This is a genomic window from Marinobacter sp. OP 3.4, from assembly GCF_036224885.1.
Lineage (GTDB): Bacteria > Pseudomonadota > Gammaproteobacteria > Pseudomonadales > Oleiphilaceae > Marinobacter.
Genome location: NZ_JAVVLT010000009.1, coordinates 27,377 through 46,058 on the forward strand (window position 1 = coordinate 27,377; position 18,682 = coordinate 46,058).

Here is an 18,682-nt window from a genome sequence, read left to right on the forward strand (position 1 = left end):
ACTAAAAACCAAACTGCTGTTCGAAGGACCGATACGATGAACACCGCACTCAGGCTCCTTGCCATATCCGCCGCTTCGTCCATGATCCTGCTTGCCGCCGGCTGCAGCAGTTCGGACGATGCCAGTTCAGAGGCTGCGGGCCATATCACCCGGGCCGAAACCTACGCCGACCAGGGCCAGTACCGGTCGGCCATGCTTGAAGTACGGAACGCGGTACAGAAACACCCGGGTAACGTGGAGCACGTGATCCTGCTTGCCGGCATCTACAACGATATCGGAGCCGGCGAGCAGGCCACCGAACTGCTGGCACCATGGCTGGAGGACCAGCACCAGCAAGTGGCGCTCCCCCTGGCGCGGGGTTACATCCTTCAGAACAAACACCTGTCCGCCCGTGAGGCGCTGGAGGGGTTCACCCCACAGACTGATGCCGAAGAACGCCAGTTCCAGCTCCTGCTTGCGGAAAGCAAGCGCCTGGCCGGCAACACCGGCGAAGCCATCAGCGACCTGCGCTCCCTGCAACAGTCCGTCCCCGACAGCCCGCAGGTGACCGCCGCCCTGGGCAAGGCGCTGCTGGCCGCTGGCGAGAGTAATGCCGCCATCAACGAGCTGACCCAATGGACCTCGGAACATGACGAAAACGCCGAGATCCTCTACCTGACCGGTCTGGCCCATTATCGCCTGGGCGAGGTGGACGAAACGACGGAGATTCTCACCAGGGCCACGTCCAGCGTTCCCACCTCCGACATCTTCCTGCCGGTACGACAACAGATCCTGACCCTGCTGTCCCGGAGCCTGACCGAGCAGGGACGCATCACCGAGGCCCAGGTCTACAACAAGATCCTGGCGGAGAACACCAACTCGGAAACCCGGGAACGGGCGGAATCCGCCATCGAAGCCATCAACAGTGGCGATCTCGATACCGCCCGTACCACCCTGGAAGAACTGCTGCAGCAAAACCCGGATAACGAACGGGTGGCCTTGATGCTGGGCGCGCTCAACCTGCAGGAAGGCCGTGCCGAAGACGCCCGGTCGCTCCTGGTGGAGAACATCGACGCGGAGACCACGCCGACCCCCTTACTGCGCGCGGCCACCATCGCCCAGATCGACACCGGCAAGCGCGAGGATGCCCTCAAGACCCTGTCCCGGGCCATAGAAGCACGCCCCAAGGACGTGGAACTGCTGGCCCTCCACGGCCTGCTGGCCCTCTCCCTGCCGGACCGGGCGGATGAAGGCGTGGCAAGCCTGAGCAAGGCACTGGAACTGGACCGCTCCCGCTCACGCCTGAGACTGGCCCTGGCCCGCCATTACATGGAGGACGGCCAGGCCGAGCAGGCCCTTGCCCAGATGCGGGTGGCATTTACAGAGACCCCCACGGACTGGTCGGTCACGCAGTATTACCTGGCCCTGCTGCTGCGCACCGACCGGGAGAAGGAAGCCCGGGAGGTCACTGAATCACTGCTGAATGGCTTTGCCGATGAGCCCCGGGCAGTAACGCTTGCCGCGATGACCGAACACCGCCTGGGAGACACCGACTCCGCTCAGGCCCGCCTGGAGGAACAGGTCGGCGAACGACCGGATGACCTGCTGACCCTGGTGGCGCTGGGTACGGTGTACCAGGGCAAGGACATGAACGGAGAGGCGGTTGAAACCTTCCTGGACGCCGCCCGGGTCCAACCGACCAATATCCGCCTGCTGCAGGCAGCCGGACAGATCTACGCCCGGGACCACAACCCCGACGCGGTGGCGGACTGGCTGAACCGGATCGGACAGGACAACGAAGTCATGGCCCCCAATGCCTACACCCTGGCCGCCCAGATACGCATTCAACAGGGCCGGCTCGACGAGGCACGACAGATCCTGGACCGGATCCCGGAAGCGGAGCAGACCGACCAGTCGCGGACCATCAGGGGACAATTGCTGATTGCCGAAGCCGAGCAGGCCGCCGGCCAGGAAGATTGGCCCACCGCCCGGGCCAAGGCGGCACAGGCGGCTTCCCTGCGCCCGGATAACCTGGCGTTCGCCCTGATCCCGGTGCGCGTGTCCGCCGCCGAAGGCAACTTCCAGGAGGCCCGTACCAGCCTGGATGAACTGGAAGGCACCTTCGGCGAACAGAGCGCCATCGACCTGGCTCGCGCCAGGCTGATCACAGCCACGGATGGCGAGAAAGCCGCCTTTGATTACTTGCGGCAACGGTGGCAGGACACGGCCAACGCCGACCTGTTACCCCCCGTGGTGGGACTGGCCAAACAGCATGCGCCGGACCGTCTGGGGGAACTGACGCAAGCCTGGGTGGAGGCCAGCCCGGACAGCGCCGCCGCGCAACTGACCCGGGCGGAGTACCTGATGACCAGCGGCGACGAGCAGGCGGCTATCACCAGCTATGAGACCGCCCTGGGACTGCGCCCCGACAACCCCGTTGCCATGAACAACCTGGCCTGGCTGCTGAGGGAACGCGATCAGGATCGGGCACTGGTCCTCGCGCGCAACGCCCGGGACCTGGCCCCGGAGAACCCCGCCATACTGGACACCTACGGCTGGCTGCTGCACCTTTCCGGCAATCACCAACAAGCCAAGGCCGTGATGGAAGAGGCCCTGGCACTGGCGCCGGAAAGCCAGGAAATCAAGGACCACCTGGACAGCATCAATCAGGCCCTGTGACCCATAGCGGCCTGGCCAAAAAATAAACGTCAGATCCTTTGACACCTATTTCCCGTCCCTGAACGGCAACCACCGCCCCCAGTCGGTGGTTGCCCGATCTCAGACAGACGGTACTGTCGGAACAATTTACACCCGCCAATCACGAAATTTGTATCTCCTTGTTTTTATTATTTATTCCTTATTGGCTCGATTTTCGCTTGGTATATGGAGTAATGGCAGGGCAACGGCCCCGTCAGCCGCTACCATTCAGCGAGTGACAGCGGCACGTAGTCGCGCTACCCGTTCCAGCCCGGAATGGATGGTGCGTAAAGGAATTCATCGGATTGAGATACGGAGAGAACTACATGAATCGTGCGATCAAGGTTTTGACAGGCTCAGTGTTATTGACCCTGTCCTCCCTGAGCTTTGCGGTACCCACCACGGGCGGTGCCAGCTTTTCCGCCTTCGGTACCGGTGCGGGGTTTGACGACGACGAAGTCTGGTTCGGCACGGGATTTGACGAAACAGCGCCGGAGAAGAACGCTCTGGTGACTGATGTTTCAGACGATTTTGCCAACTACTTTACCGCTGGTGACAAAGTTGAGTTCACCGATTTCCTCTATGACCCGCTCAACTCACCGCAGCTGGTGTGGAGCGGAACCGGTTCCAGTTCCGGTGAAACACTGTCCTTCTTCCTGGAAACCATCAAGGGCGTTGACTATCAGGGCAACAGCCTGAAGCTTGATGGCGTTGGGTACATCACGGACGGTACCGATTCCTCGGAACTGACCTGGGTTTACACCGGTAATACCTCTGGCGGAACCTTCAGCTGGTCTGCCTCGTCGGCCGTGCCTGAGCCCGGCACCCTTGCCCTGCTCGGCCTGGGCCTGCTCGGCCTGGGTGCTGCACGCCGTCGCCAGGCGTAACAGCGGCCATGCCCGGACCTCGGGCAGCACAAAAAGCCGGGAGCTTAACCGCTTCCGGCTTTTTCTTTGCACGTCAATGTACTTTACACAAAATACATCCCGCCTTCGAAGTTATGCCGTAACCCATTGACTGAAAAGACATAAAAAAACTGGCCCGATCCATGCTTATCTAAAAACTGCTGGACATAACCCAACTGAAAAAAGGAAGCGTAGTAATGATCAAGAAACTTGGACTGACCCTTGCCGCAACAGTGCTCTGGGCATCAGCGGCCTCCGCCGGCTCAATCACTGATACGGTTTACCAGAACGAATACATGAACGTTATTTCCAACCCCGTTCACTGGTATCAGCACGATCTCAACGACGATGGTTTCGACCTGGGAAGTGCCATCAGCGGCAACCTGACCATCGACATCTACGATGACAACGAAGGTACCCGCATCGGATGGATCACCATTCCGGATCTGCTGGAAGGCGGGCTGGTTATCGTGGAAGATTTCGACTTTGATACCGGCGGTCCTACAGACGGTAATTCGGACTTCTACAGCGAGCTGCAGCTCGAAGCCCTGGCTTCACTCAATGCTGACGGTTTCCTGGACATCACGGTGAAAGCGCTTGTTGGCGATTTCTACGTCGGCAAATCCGTGCTTGAAGTCACCACTGAGAACGTTCCCGAGCCTGGCACCCTGGCTCTTCTGGGTCTCGGCCTGGTCGGTCTGGGAGCAGCACGCCGCCGCGCAGCCTGATTTTCCATCCGGGTACTGGCGATAGGACCGGGCCCCTGGGCCCGGTCTTTCTTTCTGGAGCGCCCTGGTTCCGCTTGAGGAATAACCCGCGCACCCCTCCCTGTTTTTCGATACACTCATCATCGAACATGCCTTGATCCCAACGAGAAGTCTGGCACCGATGTTAAGGAAAACATTCCAGCAATTCCCGCTCGCCCGCCCGTACCTGATTGCGACTGCCGTCTGCATTCTACTGTTCTGGCCCACGTGGTTCCGGCTCATCCAGGAATGGCTGAAGTGGGAACAGGTGCTGGCTCATGGTCTGCCGACGTTTCTCATCTTCCTGGGACTGCTTGTTGTCCACCCGCCCCGCCCCCGGATATCCGGGCCACGGGGCTCTCCAATCGTGGGAGGCAGCCTGTTGCTATTGGCGGTCGTCGGCTGGGCGTTGCTGGAACTGGTGCGGATCGACACCCTGGCCTACCTGATGCTCCCACCCGGCCTGCTGCTGGTGTGCTGGACCCTGTATGGGCTGAGGGCCGCCGTCGCGTTCCTGCCCCATGTCCTGCTGCTTTCGCTGTCGCTCCCCATCTGGGCGGACATGGTGCCCTTCCTGGTTGAGCTGGCGTCCGTGGTGGTGGGCGACCTGGTGGGCCTCCTGGGTATCACGGCGCTGATCGAAGGCGCCAATATCACCTTGCCCTACGGTCGACTGGTTATCGCTGATGGTTGCTCCGGCATTCGCTACCTGGCGGTGTCTATCCTGCTTGGCATGATAACCGCCATCCTCAATGACTTTCGCTGGAAGGGCTGGCTGGCCGCGATCACCACCAGTGTGCTGCTGGCCCTGATCATAAACTGGGTGCGCATTACTGCCCTGGTCCTGATCGCCTATTACTCGAATATGGAAAGTGACCTGGTAACGGAGCACGAAACCTTCGGCTGGCTGGTGTTTGCCGCGTTCGTCATTCCCGTCATGCTGCTGGCCCCGGTGCACCGGCGGACACCGGCTCCCGTGGGCGCTACCATGCCCACATCCGGAAAGCCCTTTATCTTCATTGTCGCCGGCCTGCTGATTGGCCCACTCGGCATCAGCATCGCCCACTCCGCGGCAACCCAGTCGCCCCCCTGGGCACCCTCCAATAGCGATCTGACGGCGGAGGACCCGGACCGACTGCCGCTGGCGGTTCGCCTGCCAGCCCACATGGAACACGACGTGTGGCGCTCCACGGATGGCCACTGGATCTCGCTGGGCCAAAGCGTACGATCAGCCTCCAATGAAAAGCTGGTGCCCTACCTGCCCAGGCCCCTCGATACCGGCAACTGGTTCCTGGCGGAGGAGCACGGGCAGCCGCCGATCCGGATCTACCAGAACCTGGCCTCCCGACAGCAGGTCGCCGTTTACCAGCACTACCTTGTGGGCCGCTATCGCGCCAACAGCTACTGGACCGCCAAGCTGTTGCAAATACCAGCCACGTTACAGGGCCAGGGGCGTTTCGCCTTCCTGACACTACAGGCGCCCTGCGGACCCCGCGATTGCGCACAGGCCATTGACCGGCTGACGCGACAGATTGAAGGTGGCGTTGTTACCACGGATATTCGAAGTGCTCCGTAGGGGGGCCGTTGGCTCTCTCTAGAGTTGATGCCAGACAATACCCTGGGCGGACAGAAATGGAGGCAGAATTGCTGTCAAAAAAATGGACAATCATCGGCGTGGTTATCTGCCTGCTGGCATTCACCGCTGCCGCCATGGCCTACAGCCCGCTGAAGCGACTCTGGTACAGCTACCTCAACGGGTACGCCACCGAGCACTACGTTCAGCAAATGATGGCTTTCAATGCCCGGAAGGACCGGAACATACCGAACCATTCGGTACTGTTTTACGGCGACAGCCTGGTACAGGGCCTGAGCGTTACGGCGGCGTCGCCCATGGCGGTTAACTACGGAATCGGCCACGCGGGCTCTGCGGAGATTCTCAGTCAACTCGAAAGTCACCATAATCTCGACAGGGCTGCCGCCGTTATCATGGCCTTTGGCATCAACGACATTGCCCGTGGTAACCCCGAGGTGGTCTCATCGGCCTACCGTAAGTCGCTGGAGCTTATTCCATCTTCAATTCCCGTTATTATCAGTTTGATAATGCCTGTCGATGAGGAAAATCTGGGGCGCACAGGTATCTCAGACACCGTGACATCGGTAAACCAGTCCCTCGACGTCCTTTGTTCGGAGAACAAGAGGGTTCTGTGCGTAAACGCTGGCCAATTACTTATGGAAAGCGGCGACCAGCTTTCAGACCAGTATCACGTGGGAGATGGCCTCCACCTCAATGCCAGGGGCAATGCCGTCTGGCTGGAGCAACTGGGTATTGCCGTCGATCAGGCAACGCAAAAGGCCGACGCCGATAACGTACAGACTCCGCCCCGTTGAACTGGACGGTACGGCTTATACGGATGGGTAAGATGTGAGAGCTTCTGAGATAGAATCCTTAACCTGGCTGCGCGGCCTCGCCGCCGGTGTGGTTGTTGTATCCCACAGCGTTCGCGCGCTGGAAGTCGGGTATAACCCACAGGATGAGATACCAGGTTTCAATATCCTGAACGCCTTTGATCTGGGATCACTGGGCGTGGCCCTGTTTTTCGTGCTCAGCGGATGTACCCTGACGCTTAGCAACTATCGGCTCCAGGTTGGCTCCGGCAGGGAACTCACCGGCTTTTATTTCAAGCGATTTTTCCGTATCTGGCCCGCCTATGTTGTCGCCCTGGCCGCGTACCTCGCATTCAGGCCAGTTTTCCAGATGCTCTATGGTCAACCCCTGGGCCACTGGGTTGAACACCAGTTCTTTGCGCCATCGGACTTCAATGATCTGCTGATCTACCTGGGGCTGACCTTTAATATCACCGGCCCCTCGGGGCTCTATAACAACGCCTTCTGGAGTTTGCCTGTCGAATTCCAGTACTACCTGATGTTCCCACTGTTTTTGCTGTCCATTCGTTTCACCTCCATATTCGGACCGGCCATCATAGCGGCAGGCATGTTTTTTCTTGCCCGGTTCGATGTGCTTCCTCTGGATAGCAAGCTGGTCCTTGTTCTGGCCTTTACGTTCGCTGCGGGCATGGCATTGGGGCACCTCTACTCGACTCGGAAACTCCGCCTGAATCGGGCTTTTGCGCTGGTTATGGTTGTTGTAATAGTCGCCCTGGCGTCCCTGATGGCAAATAATATCGTCAGAATAGAGTTCTATCGGATTATCCCAAGCGAGTGGGTTTTCTTCGGCCTATGTGCGGTGGCACTGGTTACGCTGATACTCTTCAGCGACCTTCGATTACCGGGATTCGCGCGGTCGCCTGCCCTGTATCTGGGGAAGATTTCCTACAGCCTCTACCTCTACCACAACCTGCTCATTGCCATTGCCATACTTGGACTGATCCACTTTGGCATTCATAGTGAGTGGGCAAGAATCGCCTGGATCTGTAGCTGGGCCTTTGCCGGGAGTATTGGACTGGCGGCCCTTTCCTATCGCTGGATTGAGTCACCAGGTACTCGCCTTGGAAAAAAATTCGCGCAAATGCTCATGCCGGCGACAAAACCCGGGAAAGAACCCACATGACCACGACATAAACCGGCTCAAAAAATCGGCTGAAACCACGCCCACAACGCACGAATGTTACTTTATGTTACCCGGAAAAGGTCGTATGCTATCGCATACAGGAGTTGGCAGTAGGCATGATCATGGACCCCATCGCCGTTTATCTCAGGGAAGACGCTGGTATCATCCGACAGGATGAGCCGGTCACCATTGGTATTCCCCTAAAACAGGGTGGCCTCCACCCCGGGCAGGTCCCCCAACTGCGGCTTCTTAATCCGGCTACGGGCCACGTCATACCCTGCCAATCCACGCCCCTTGCACACTGGCACGACGGCAGCGTGCGCTGGCTGTCCGTCCAGCTCCTGGCCAGCCTTGCGGCCAATGATAGCGCCGAACTAAGGCTTGAGGCGGCCCCGGCGTCACCACCAGCTCCTGATTCATCACCGGAAATCAATCAGCAGCCAGACGGCACCCTGACTGTGTCCACGGACACCCAAAGCCTGCAGTTCACACCGGACCGGATTGAGTGGACTCGGACGAACCGCCAGGGCGACGGAACAGTGGATAACACAGCGGTCGTCCGACATCAGTTGCGATACACAGATGCCCAAGGCCAGCCCTGTACCCTGACAATGGACAAACCCTGGCAGGTCGTCAGCCGTGGCAATGTCAGCGTTACCCTCGAGTGCCATGGGCAGTGGCTGACGCCGGATCAGGTCCCCCTGGGGAAACTGCAATGCCGGCTGGAGGTCTACCAGGGCAGTGGCCACGTTAAAGTGGACGTGTGCCTGCACAACCCCAACCGGGCCCGTCACTCCGGCGGGCTCTGGGATCTGGGCGATCCCGGGTCCGTCCATTTCCGGTCACTGGAGCTGGTTGTCACATCGCCAAAAACCGGAACCGGCTGGCTTCGCCCGGGAGCAGAGCACCAACCGATTACCGCCGATGAGGGGCAAGAGCTCCACCTGTACCAGGATTCCAGCGGCGGCGACGCCTGGCAGAGTCTCAATCATGTGAATGCCGGCGGGCAACCTCTCCCCCGCTTCCGGGGTTACCGGCTAACCTCGGATGGGCAGGAACTGGCCTCCGGCAACCGGGCCCAACCAAGCGCGGGTATTCGCACAGGCGATCATGGCCTGCAGGCAACGCTCAGCGCTTTCTGGCAGAACTTCCCATCGTCCATCAGCGCCGGCAACGCCAGCCTGACCGTGGGACTTTTCCCCGGTGACGCCCCCGAGCCCTACGAGTTGCAAGGCGGTGAACGCAAGACGCAAACCCTGTGGCTGAAAGATTCAGCGGATCCGGACGCCCTCGCCTGGGTATCCCGTCGGCTACGCCCAACCCTGTCCCCGGACCAGTACCAGCAAGCACAGGCCTTTCCCTGGTTCCAGGCGAACGCGGAACCCGGCCCCCTGGAGGCACTGATCCAGGACGGACTGGAAGGACAGAGCAACTTCTTCACCAAGCGGGAGATCATCGACGAGTACGGGTGGCGCAATTTCGGCGACATCTTCGCCGACCATGAAACCCTCTACCAGGCACCGGGAGAACCGCCCCTGATCTCCCACTACAACAACCAGTACGACGCCATCTATGGTTTCGCTCGGCAATATGCGCTGACCGGCGACAGGCGCTGGTTCGAGTTGATGGATGACCTGGCCCGGCATGTGGTGGACATTGACATCTACCACACCACCGAGGACCGGAGCGAATACAACAACGGCCTGTTCTGGCACACCGACCACTACCTGCCGGCCCATACCGCCACCCACCGGACCTTCAGCAAGCACAACAGCACCAGTTCGACACCCGGGCAGACGGGGGGCGGGCCAGCCTCCGAGCATTGCTACACTACCGGGCTGCTATACCACTATTACCTGACCGGTGCGGAATCATCCCGTCAGGCGGTACTCCAACTCGCCGGCTGGATGAAGGCCATGCATGAGGGACAGGGCGGCCTGCTGGAACAACTGCTGGCCATGAAGAAACAGGACCTGCCCAAGGCTCGGGCCCTGATCCGGGGAGAGCGCCCATCCCGCCACACCTATCCGTTCACCCGGGGAACCGGCAACTACCTGAACGCCCTGCTGGATGCCTGGCAACTGCAACCGGACGAGGACTGGCTGGAGCTGGCCGAGAACGTCATCCGCCAGACGATCCACCCGGCCGATGATATCAGGCAACGCCAACTGCTGGACGTTGAAACCGGCTGGTCCTACCTGGTGCTGCTGACCAGCATCAGCCGTTACCTGTGGCTGAAGTCAGCCTACCAACAGGTCGATGAGAACTACCGCTACGCCCGGAACGCCCTCGTCCGGTACACCCGCTGGATGCTTACGCACGAGCGCCTTTTCCTGGAGGACCCGGAACAACTGGAGTTCCCCAACGACACCTGGACCGCCCAGGATCTCCGCAAGGTGATGCTGCTGCGCATGGCCGCCGGCATCGACCCGGAAAAAGCGGACGACTACCTGCACCAGTCCGACCTCTGGTTACAGGCAACCTGCCACAGGCTTGCCGCCAGCGACGAACGTCACTATGCCCGGATCCAGATTATCCTGTTGCAGAATCATGGCCCCCACCAGTCAATCGTGCCGGCACCTGAGACATCCCCCCTGCCGGACATACCGGAAGTACCGAGACTGACCTGGGGCACATTGACAGCCAGGGTCATGATACGCCTGGCACGTGCACTGGCAACCTTCCGCCCGGCCCGGGAGCGCGCCTGGCTCAACGCAAGGCTGGACCGGCCATGACAGCAAGACAGGTGATCAAGAGAACCATCAAAACGGTATTCCTGATACTGGCAGCGCCCCTGTACCTGCTGTTTCTCGGACTGGCCGCCATCACCCAGGAGGACTCAACCTTCCAGGGCTTTTCCCAGGCCCTCAGCCTGATACCCGGCAAGATTGGCACCTATCTGCGGGCCGCCTTCTATCGCCTGGCCTGCCCGGACACATCCGATGACATTTCCGTGGGTTTCCTGACCCTGCTATCCCACCGGGATACGACAATCAAGCGGGGCGTCTACATCGGCCCCCAGTGCAATATTGGCAAGTGCACCATTGGAGAAAATACGTTGATCGGTAGCGGGGTGCATATTCTCAGCGGCAATAAACAACATAATTTCCAAGATGCCACAAAACCAATCAAACAGCAGGGCGGAATTTTCAAAAAAATAACTGTTGAAACAGATTGCTGGATTGGCAATAACTCAGTAATTACCTGCTCTGTTCCTGAAAAAGTGATAGTAGCTAGCGCCAGCGTCCTAACGACGTCCCCATCTAAGGGTGATATTGTTGCCGGGAACCCTGCGTACACTATCAAAAATCGCTTGTATAACAGAAAATAGAGCCCATATATGAGCAAAGCCGAAAAAATCTATCTCAAATCACCAGAGTGGGCAAAATCTCTGGCTGTGTCCATGTATGGAAAAATTCAATACAGAAAAAGATACTCCGGATCATACCAACAGCTATTGGAAACGGTTAGAAGCACACATACTTGGACAACCAAAAAGATATACGATTACCAATGCGAGCGTATGCACAACATGCTTGCGTATTGTTATGAGAAAATCCCTTATTATCACAAGCTTTTTATTAATCACGGCCTGACAATAAACGATATAACAAACCTCGATGACCTAAAAAAAATTCCCATCCTGAAAAAGGACGTATTACGGTCATCCCCACAAGAGTTTCGGCCAGCAAATAGAAAACTAGTTCATGCGTCACATAAAACGAGCGGAAGCACCGGCACACCGGTTGCCATTGATGTTGATGAAGAGACTTATAAGCTCGCTATGGCGCTATTAGTCGATTTCGAGGAGCGAAATGGCGTTCCTTTTGGTGCCCGCCGCGCCACCTTTGCCGGTAGAATAATTAAATCAACGGATAACCTAACTCCTCCCTTCTGGAAGTATAATAGCGCAGAAAATCAACTTTTATTTTCAAGCTACCACCTAAACACCAACACATTTCCTCATTATAGGGAGAAGCTACGACAATTCGCCCCTCTAGAGCTGATTGGATACCCCTCAGCCATCTATGAAATAGCGAACCACTATCACTTGAAAGGTATAGTTCCGGAATTCAGGCCAAAACTAATAGTTACGAACTCCGAAAATCTATTAAACTGGCAGAGAGAAAGAATTGAGGCGGTTTTTAACTGTAAAGTAAGAGATTACTACAGCACTGCGGAATATCTGAACTTTGCCGGAGAAGATGATGAGGGGATATATCATTCAAATCCGCTCCCGGGAATTACCGAGCTAGAGCCACTGGAGTCGGGTGAAGGACAGCATAAACTGATCATGACGTCACTCACCAATACTGCAATGCCACTGGTGAGATATGATGTTGGTGACCTGGCAGTTCCTGCGCCTGGGAACGAGCTCTCCTCTGGGATTCCCAGGCTCTCAGAAATTGAGGGTCGAATAGATGAGTATATTGAAACGCAAGATGGCCGGAAAATCGGCCGCGTGAGCCAGATATTCAAAGGTGTTCCGGGTATTAAAGAAGCCCAGATCGTTCAACATAAATGCGGGGAAGCACAGTTTAATATTGTTTCAGAAACAGAAAAGAATACACTGGCCGAGTCAATGATCATCGAAAACTCCAAATTAAGGCTAGGAGAAGACTTCAAAGTTACTATAAATTACCAGTCGCGAATCCCAAGACAAAAGAACGGAAAATTCCGTTTCGTCTTAAAGACCAAGCAAAGCTCACCAATGTAAGGCACCTGACAACCATGGGCGTAAAAATATCAGTAATAGTGCCGGCACACAACGAAGAACCCTATATAACTCGCTGCCTTAACTCTTTGATGGCTCAGGATCTACCAAAGGAAAACTACGAGGTAATTGTTGTAGACAACGCGTCTACAGATAATACCTCACGTCATGTCCAAGAGTTCGAAGACGTCAAATACATATACAAAGAAAGCGGGCCAGTTGGAGCAGTCAGAAACTATGGAGCATTATATGCCTCAGGGGAAATTCTCGCATTTATTGACGGTGATTGTGTAGCCCCCAAGAACTGGCTTGCATCAGGAATCAACCTATTACAATTACACCCGGAAACCGTCCTCGGTGGCAAGTACTCGTTAGACAGCGAGGCATCTTGGATAGAACGATACTGGCTTTTAGGTCTAAAAGACACAACCTCTGAGAAAATCGATTTACTTGGAGGAACTATATTTATCAAAAAAGAGCACTTCAGCTTGGTTGGAGGATTCAACGAAAACGTTTCATCCGGAGAGGATTCTCAGTTAGCTAGCGACTTAAGAAGATCCGGAATTTCGGTGAAGATCAACCAGGCTCTAAACGTCATTCACCTGGGAAATGCAAAAACAGCTCAAGATTTCATAAAACGTCAAGCATGGCACTCAGAGAATTATATAGACAGAATTGGAGAATCAACAAAAGACCCAATCTTCCTTATAATCATAGCATTTGATATATCGGTTATTACCGCAATCTCGATGCTGATTACCGGGAACTTGATTTACTTTTTACTATGCTTGATCTCGGCAACCGCATTGACGACCATTCTATCCATAAAAAGAATATCCAGATCCAAGAACCCGCTAAAGCTGTCCAGAAAACTCCACAAAATACTCTATCTGGACTTACTATATTTAATAGGGCGAACAATCGGTGTGGCAAGAGGCATTAAAAAGAGCCTGACCACAAACACAGGCGCAGCTCAAAAAGGCGGCTGAGCAATTTTTAAGCACAGCCGCCTCTTTCTCTATTCAATCGAAATATTTGATGGCGGGTTAGGAATGGCCACAAATTCAGGTATTTCCGTAGATATCACAACATCATCTATAGAATACCACTCTTCATAACGCTGATCGTTAGGGTATTCACGGAAGAAATCGTTTCCTCCCAGTGCAACTGCATTCCACTCAACCATCTGATTTCCGGAATTTTCCCCAACCCAGTTGACCGTGTTATTTCTGAAAACAAGTTCATCATTAATCCATTGCATTACTACGCCGTCATTAGCACCCGGCGCTGAGTTCATCTGGACGTAGAAGGCCATTTTTGTCCAGTTACTGCTATCGCCAAAAATCTGCTCATGCGTAACCGTTTGGTTCATATTATCCGAAATGAAACCGCCGTTGACTTGGTCGCGAATTTCCGGCGTCCCACCGTCCAACGACATTCCGACCGTGTCTTTGGTGTAGTTCATAGATATATCGCCTTGATTTATCAAGCTTCGAGGCGTACCAGGCATATCGTTGCCGTCAATTTTATAGTTCTCTCCATGAGGCCCTCCTCTAAAAGTCAGGAAATTCCTCACACCGTAGGAACCGCTATGAGAATATTTCCAATCGAAAAGTGGCCCGGCGTTACCATCAGAAAAGAATACAAATGGACTTTCTTCTCCATTCCAACTGAAGATTCGAAAAATCTTTGAGTTTCCACTCTTGGTCCATTCTGGGCTAAACCTAATATAGAAACTGACATACAGCTGATCATATCCTTCTGGCATATATTTCAGTAGTATTCCGTCACTATTCCATTGCTTCCAACCAGGATCATAGGATTCCCGCCACCCAACAAACGATTTCCCACTACCACCTCTTGCCTTATCGGCATTTCTTTCAAGGATCTCAAATGCATCATGCTTCTTGGGATATCCGCTACTTGGCGACCAGCTTACTTCGCCATTTCTTCGATAATCCCATCCTTCAAGATTCAGTTCTTCAGAACTGGTATAGTCAGGCAAGTCATCAAAAGACTCCTCGAAAAGCACACGGGACTCAGCGACAGCTGGAATGATTAGCAAGGACATTATTGATATAACTAACGGGTTGCGAGCCACTTTTGGTTCTCTTCTTACTGGGTGAAGACTTTTAACTTTCATCTGACAGCCTCAATACTCAGGGTGATTATCGTCGGTCCGGCAATCGGTATCTTATGTATCGGTCAAGGCTAGATCTTACGCCACCTCTTTGCCGGACGAACATCTCATTCCTGCAATTCATAACAAACCGTAACGCTGGCCAACTCTAGGGGACACTGTGCGTCACCACTTCCGACGGTTCACTGACAAGGCCACTGTTGTCTACCACCTGAACCGTGAAGTACCATGTTCCGGATTCTAGGTTACTGAACTGGTAACTGGTGTCGGCACTATCCACTTCGACCTGTTGGTCAAGGGTCTCCTCCTGACCATAGCGCACGATGTAGGAGTCGATTTCGCTCAGGGCTATGGATTCCCCATCCACCCGGGTTGATGGCGCGGTCCAGGTGAGCAGTACACTTCCTTCGCCGGTGGCGGTCTCTTCTTCCTCATCCGGCAGGATACCCGGCTCTCCGGCCGCCGGCTCCAGGGTTCGTGGTGACAGTCCACTGGAATAGGCCTCCAGGTTGGAGACTCCCTGGTCATTGAGCACTTCTCCCCCATCGGCTACCCAGGCGTTAGTACCATTTGCCAGTTCCCAGGTGTCCGGTATGCCATCGTTGTCTGTATCCATTGTTGATGTGGATGTCGGATCTGGTGAGCGGAAGGCTTCCGTAAAGTTAACTCCCGTTCCGTCAGCGAGATCTATGACACTCATTTGAATGGCTGCGTCAAGCTCGCCCTCGAAGTACTCAAGTGTCACAGCGACAGGGTCTCCAGCAGGCAGAGAAGCGATATGGGTAAAGCTGGTTACAGCCTGACCCTGCCATTCATCTATGACTAGGTCGCCATCTAGGTAAAGTCGAACACCATCATCAGAAGAAACAGTAAAGCGGTAATCCCTCGTACCGGAGCTGTGGGGCGGCACAAACTGGCTAAACCAGCGTACGCTAAAATTGTCTAGAGGCAGCCCATCGGGCGCACTATTCCGGCCCCAGTCAAAGTCGACAATGTCGTCCAGGCGGACGTAGATTAGTTCATCAAACCCAGTGCCGTCGAAGTACTGGCCAACAAAACCGGACACAAAGGCGGTCTCCGGCTCCTCGGGCATATCCTCCGCTGACCGGATGTCGGTACCGGCCTGATACTCCTGGAGGTTGGTATAACCGTCCCCATCAAGATCCTCCCGGGCGTCTGCCGGGTCGAGCGGGTCCAGCTCCATGGCGAACTCCTCGCCATCGGGTATCCCATCTCCGTCGGTATCGGTATTGCCCTCTTCAGTGCCCAGGAAGAACTCCTGGGAGGCGCTCAGGAAATCGCCGTCCGGATCTGACCTGGCGTCGTCGGGATTATTGGGGTCCAGACCGTGGACCACTTCCCAATTGTCGTAGATGCCATCGCCGTCATCATCTTCGGGAGGGTATTCCGGGTTGAAGTCCAGTCCTTCCTCACCATCAAGGTAGCCTACCCGGTAGCCCAGATTATAGGCTTCGCCCACGGCCATACCGGCCTCGTCGTCCAGCTCGGATGGCGGCGCCCATGAATGGAGAGCAGACGCAGGCACGATACTGCGCGCAAATCCCGGCCCTTCCCAAGCCACAATGAAGTGATCGTCACCCCAGCGCTCCTTGAACAGAATTTCGAAGTAGTAACGTTTATCGCTCTCCAGATCAATAATGCCGGATGCTTGGGATGCATACTTGTCGAACACCCCAGCGTTTGCCCAACCCGTTACGGAGGCGATCAGTTCCTTGTTATCCTCGCTGACATTGGAGCTTAGATAGAATTCCGACTGGTCGTCACTGCTTATAAAGAAACGGTATTCGCCAGCCAGGGGCGGTTCGATAAAGCCCCTGACCCTGGCACCATATTGGCTTCCCCGCTCCCTGGGACCATCCAGGCTATTGATGGATACGGTGTCATCCGGATTGTCCGGATAACCGGGGGCACTGGTCAGGTCGGACACACTGACACCTTCGATGTTATCCCAGTATTCGACATAGACGACCCCGGGTTCACTTATCGCGGATGGAGCCTCCTTTCGGTCCAGATCACTTTGCCAGACCTGACAGCCAGAAAGGGTGACAGCCAATAACATCAATGCCGATATCTTTGTGACGGACATAATCCACCTATATCCATTGATTGGAGACTGTCTTTAAGTATTGAAGCTGTCCGGGACAAACGCTAGCCGGGGTATAAATCGTTTTGGCATGTTATCGACCCTATTATGCCCCGATAACATGTGATCGATTCTGCTAGTTCAACATGTTCAAAAATGCAATCAGGGCATTTTTCTCTTTTGCGGTCAGGTCCAGGTCCTGTAATTCATGCATCCCGTTCGGGCCGCTATCCGGTGGATCCTGGTAATAGTCGATAACCGCTTCCAGGGAACGGAACCGACCGTCATGGAAATAGGGGCCCGTCTGCTCAAGGTATCGCAACGTGGGGGTCTTGAAGGCGCCATGCAGGCTCTGGTGGGCGTCCTGTGACACATGGTTGAGGGCGTCGCATTGATCAGCGCTGGCGTCGCTGTAATCCCCCAGACAGTTGAATTCATCCATGAGCACGGCCTGCAGCCCGAATACCCGCCCGAAATCCATGTTCTCCCCGGAAAACTGACCGGTGCCGATATTGTGGAAGCCACCATTACTGAGCAGCGGGCCATTGTGGCAACGAAGGCACTGGGTGCGCTGGTCATCGGTATACAGTTTGATGCCGGCCAGTTCCTGGTCGGTCACCAGCTCATCGGCCTGCGCCATATTGCCCTGGCTCAGTGCCGACACAAAGCGGTCAAACCGGGTTTCCGGGGGATGGAGGGTGCGTTGGAAGGCCTCCAGGGTCTTGCCGATGTTGGCGAATGCGGTGTTTATCTTCCGCTGGACCGGACGCGCCAGGCGGTACCAGGCATTCTGCTTTTCCACTTCCCCAATGGGCGTTGCCTGTTCCGGCAGGTTGTCCCAGTCCAGATTCGGCGGGGCACCAAACAGCGCCTGGTAGGCTTCCCGGTACTCGGGATCGGATAGCACGCGACGCACGACGGACACCCTGCTGGCCCCCATTTCACTGGGTGCCTCGAAGGGTATCAGCGCCTGGGACCAGAGCGAGTCCCGGCGACCGTCCCAGTAGAGCCAATCCAGGTAGGCGGCGCCATACAGGGTGGGAGTGTTACGAGCCGTGCGCCCGACACCTTCGGCGAGGGGTTTGCCGTCGGTATACGCCTTGTCCGGCTGATGACAACTGGCACAGGAGAGTGAGCCGTCCAGGCTGAGGGAAGTATCAAAGAACAGGTCCTTTCCCAGGGCCACCGCCCGCTGGCTGTCCGCCACCCGGTTCGACGGACTGGGGGGAACGGGCCCCAGCTCGGCCAGGCTCAGGGACTGGAGGATGCGGAGGTCACGATCCGTGAGTCCACCCGGTCGTTCCGCCAGTGCGGCGGGGGACGGCGTCATCAGGATCAGCAGCAGGACGAGGGCACGACGGATAGCCATCAGTAATCCAGGGTCAGTTCCAGGTCCGCAACATCCTGGACGCCCTGCCTGACCAGATGGAAACGCAGTATCCAGTCGCCATGCATGTTGAACAGGAACCCGGTCAGCCGGTAACGCCCTTCCCCCAGGTACTCCGACACCCTGGGCTGGCTGGGCAGTCCGTGGCCATGGCCAGGCATGCCCCCGGTAATGGACAATCCGTCCAGTTTCACCGGATTGTTATTGGTATCCCACACGTCCAGGACCCAGTCGTGATGGTCCCGCAGCGGCACCTCTCCTTCTACCGGGGAGACGGAGATCCGGAAGTGCCCCTCCCGGGAGACCACCTCACAACCGCTATTGCAGTCCTCGGCGATCACGATGGCCGGGGACACCATGACAGCGATCAGGCACCCGATCTTCAATCGCTCCAGGCACCTGACGAGAACACCATGGGTGTATCGCACCTCTGCTTCCTTCT

Annotated in this window: 12 protein-coding genes and 2 pseudogenes; 10 read left to right on the top strand and 4 right to left on the bottom strand. The window is 56.1% G+C overall.

Annotated features, from left to right (window positions below; all coding sequences use genetic code 11):
- Positions 1 to 36 precede the first annotated feature (36 nt).
- From RO069_RS01305 to RO069_RS01350, 10 genes and pseudogenes are all read left to right on the top strand, one after another.
- Complete coding sequence (locus tag RO069_RS01305) at positions 37 to 2,658, top strand: tetratricopeptide repeat protein (RefSeq protein ID WP_328184794.1); 2,622 nt, start codon at positions 37 to 39, stop codon at positions 2,656 to 2,658.
- An 824-nt stretch (positions 2,659 to 3,482) separates the two neighbouring features.
- Positions 3,483 to 3,563 (top strand): annotated as a pseudogene (locus RO069_RS22075) (PEP-CTERM sorting domain-containing protein); the annotation flags it as partial.
- Positions 3,564 to 4,225: 662 nt separating this feature from the next.
- Positions 4,226 to 4,309 (top strand): annotated as a pseudogene (locus RO069_RS22080) (PEP-CTERM sorting domain-containing protein); the annotation flags it as partial.
- A gap of 160 nt (positions 4,310 to 4,469) precedes the next feature.
- Positions 4,470 to 5,903 (top strand): exosortase/archaeosortase family protein, encoded by a 1,434-nt coding sequence (locus RO069_RS01320; RefSeq protein WP_328184800.1) that lies wholly within the window; start codon positions 4,470 to 4,472, stop codon positions 5,901 to 5,903.
- 56 nt (positions 5,904 to 5,959) lie between these two features.
- Positions 5,960 to 6,715: an SGNH/GDSL hydrolase family protein gene (locus RO069_RS01325; RefSeq protein WP_328184802.1), complete on the top strand. Its 756-nt coding sequence runs from the start codon at positions 5,960 to 5,962 to the stop codon at positions 6,713 to 6,715.
- A gap of 34 nt (positions 6,716 to 6,749) precedes the next feature.
- Positions 6,750 to 7,895, top strand: coding sequence for an acyltransferase family protein (locus tag RO069_RS01330; RefSeq protein ID WP_328184804.1), 1,146 nt, complete (start codon positions 6,750 to 6,752; stop codon positions 7,893 to 7,895).
- A 116-nt stretch (positions 7,896 to 8,011) separates the two neighbouring features.
- Positions 8,012 to 10,630, top strand: coding sequence for a hypothetical protein (locus tag RO069_RS01335; protein WP_328184806.1), 2,619 nt, complete (start codon positions 8,012 to 8,014; stop codon positions 10,628 to 10,630).
- Positions 10,627 to 11,226: an acyltransferase gene (locus RO069_RS01340; protein WP_328184807.1), complete on the top strand. Its 600-nt coding sequence runs from the start codon at positions 10,627 to 10,629 to the stop codon at positions 11,224 to 11,226. The genes RO069_RS01335 and RO069_RS01340 overlap by 4 nt, the downstream gene beginning before the upstream one ends.
- A 9-nt stretch (positions 11,227 to 11,235) precedes the next feature.
- Entirely contained in the window at positions 11,236 to 12,612 is a 1,377-nt protein-coding gene (locus RO069_RS01345; RefSeq protein WP_328184809.1) for a phenylacetate--CoA ligase family protein, read from the top strand.
- 14 nt (positions 12,613 to 12,626) lie between these two features.
- A complete protein-coding gene (locus tag RO069_RS01350; protein ID WP_328184811.1) occupies positions 12,627 to 13,598 on the top strand; it encodes a glycosyltransferase in 972 nt (323 codons plus the stop codon).
- 29 nt (positions 13,599 to 13,627) lie between these two features.
- Here RO069_RS01350 and RO069_RS01355 read toward each other — a convergent pair whose 3' ends face one another.
- From RO069_RS01355 to RO069_RS01370, 4 genes are all read right to left on the bottom strand, one after another.
- A complete protein-coding gene (locus RO069_RS01355; protein WP_328184813.1) occupies positions 13,628 to 14,752 on the bottom strand; it encodes a hypothetical protein in 1,125 nt (374 codons plus the stop codon).
- Between the two features lie 145 nt (positions 14,753 to 14,897).
- Positions 14,898 to 16,856, bottom strand: a complete 1,959-nt coding sequence (locus RO069_RS01360; protein ID WP_328184815.1) for a PA14 domain-containing protein — start codon at positions 16,854 to 16,856, stop codon at positions 14,898 to 14,900.
- A 133-nt stretch (positions 16,857 to 16,989) separates the two neighbouring features.
- Positions 16,990 to 18,222, bottom strand: coding sequence for a cytochrome-c peroxidase (locus RO069_RS01365; RefSeq protein ID WP_328184817.1), 1,233 nt, complete (start codon positions 18,220 to 18,222; stop codon positions 16,990 to 16,992).
- Positions 18,222 to 18,668, bottom strand: coding sequence for a FixH family protein (locus RO069_RS01370; RefSeq protein WP_328184818.1), 447 nt, complete (start codon positions 18,666 to 18,668; stop codon positions 18,222 to 18,224). Before RO069_RS01370 ends, RO069_RS01365 begins: the two co-directional genes overlap by 1 nt.
- Between the last annotated feature and the right edge of the window lie 14 nt (positions 18,669 to 18,682).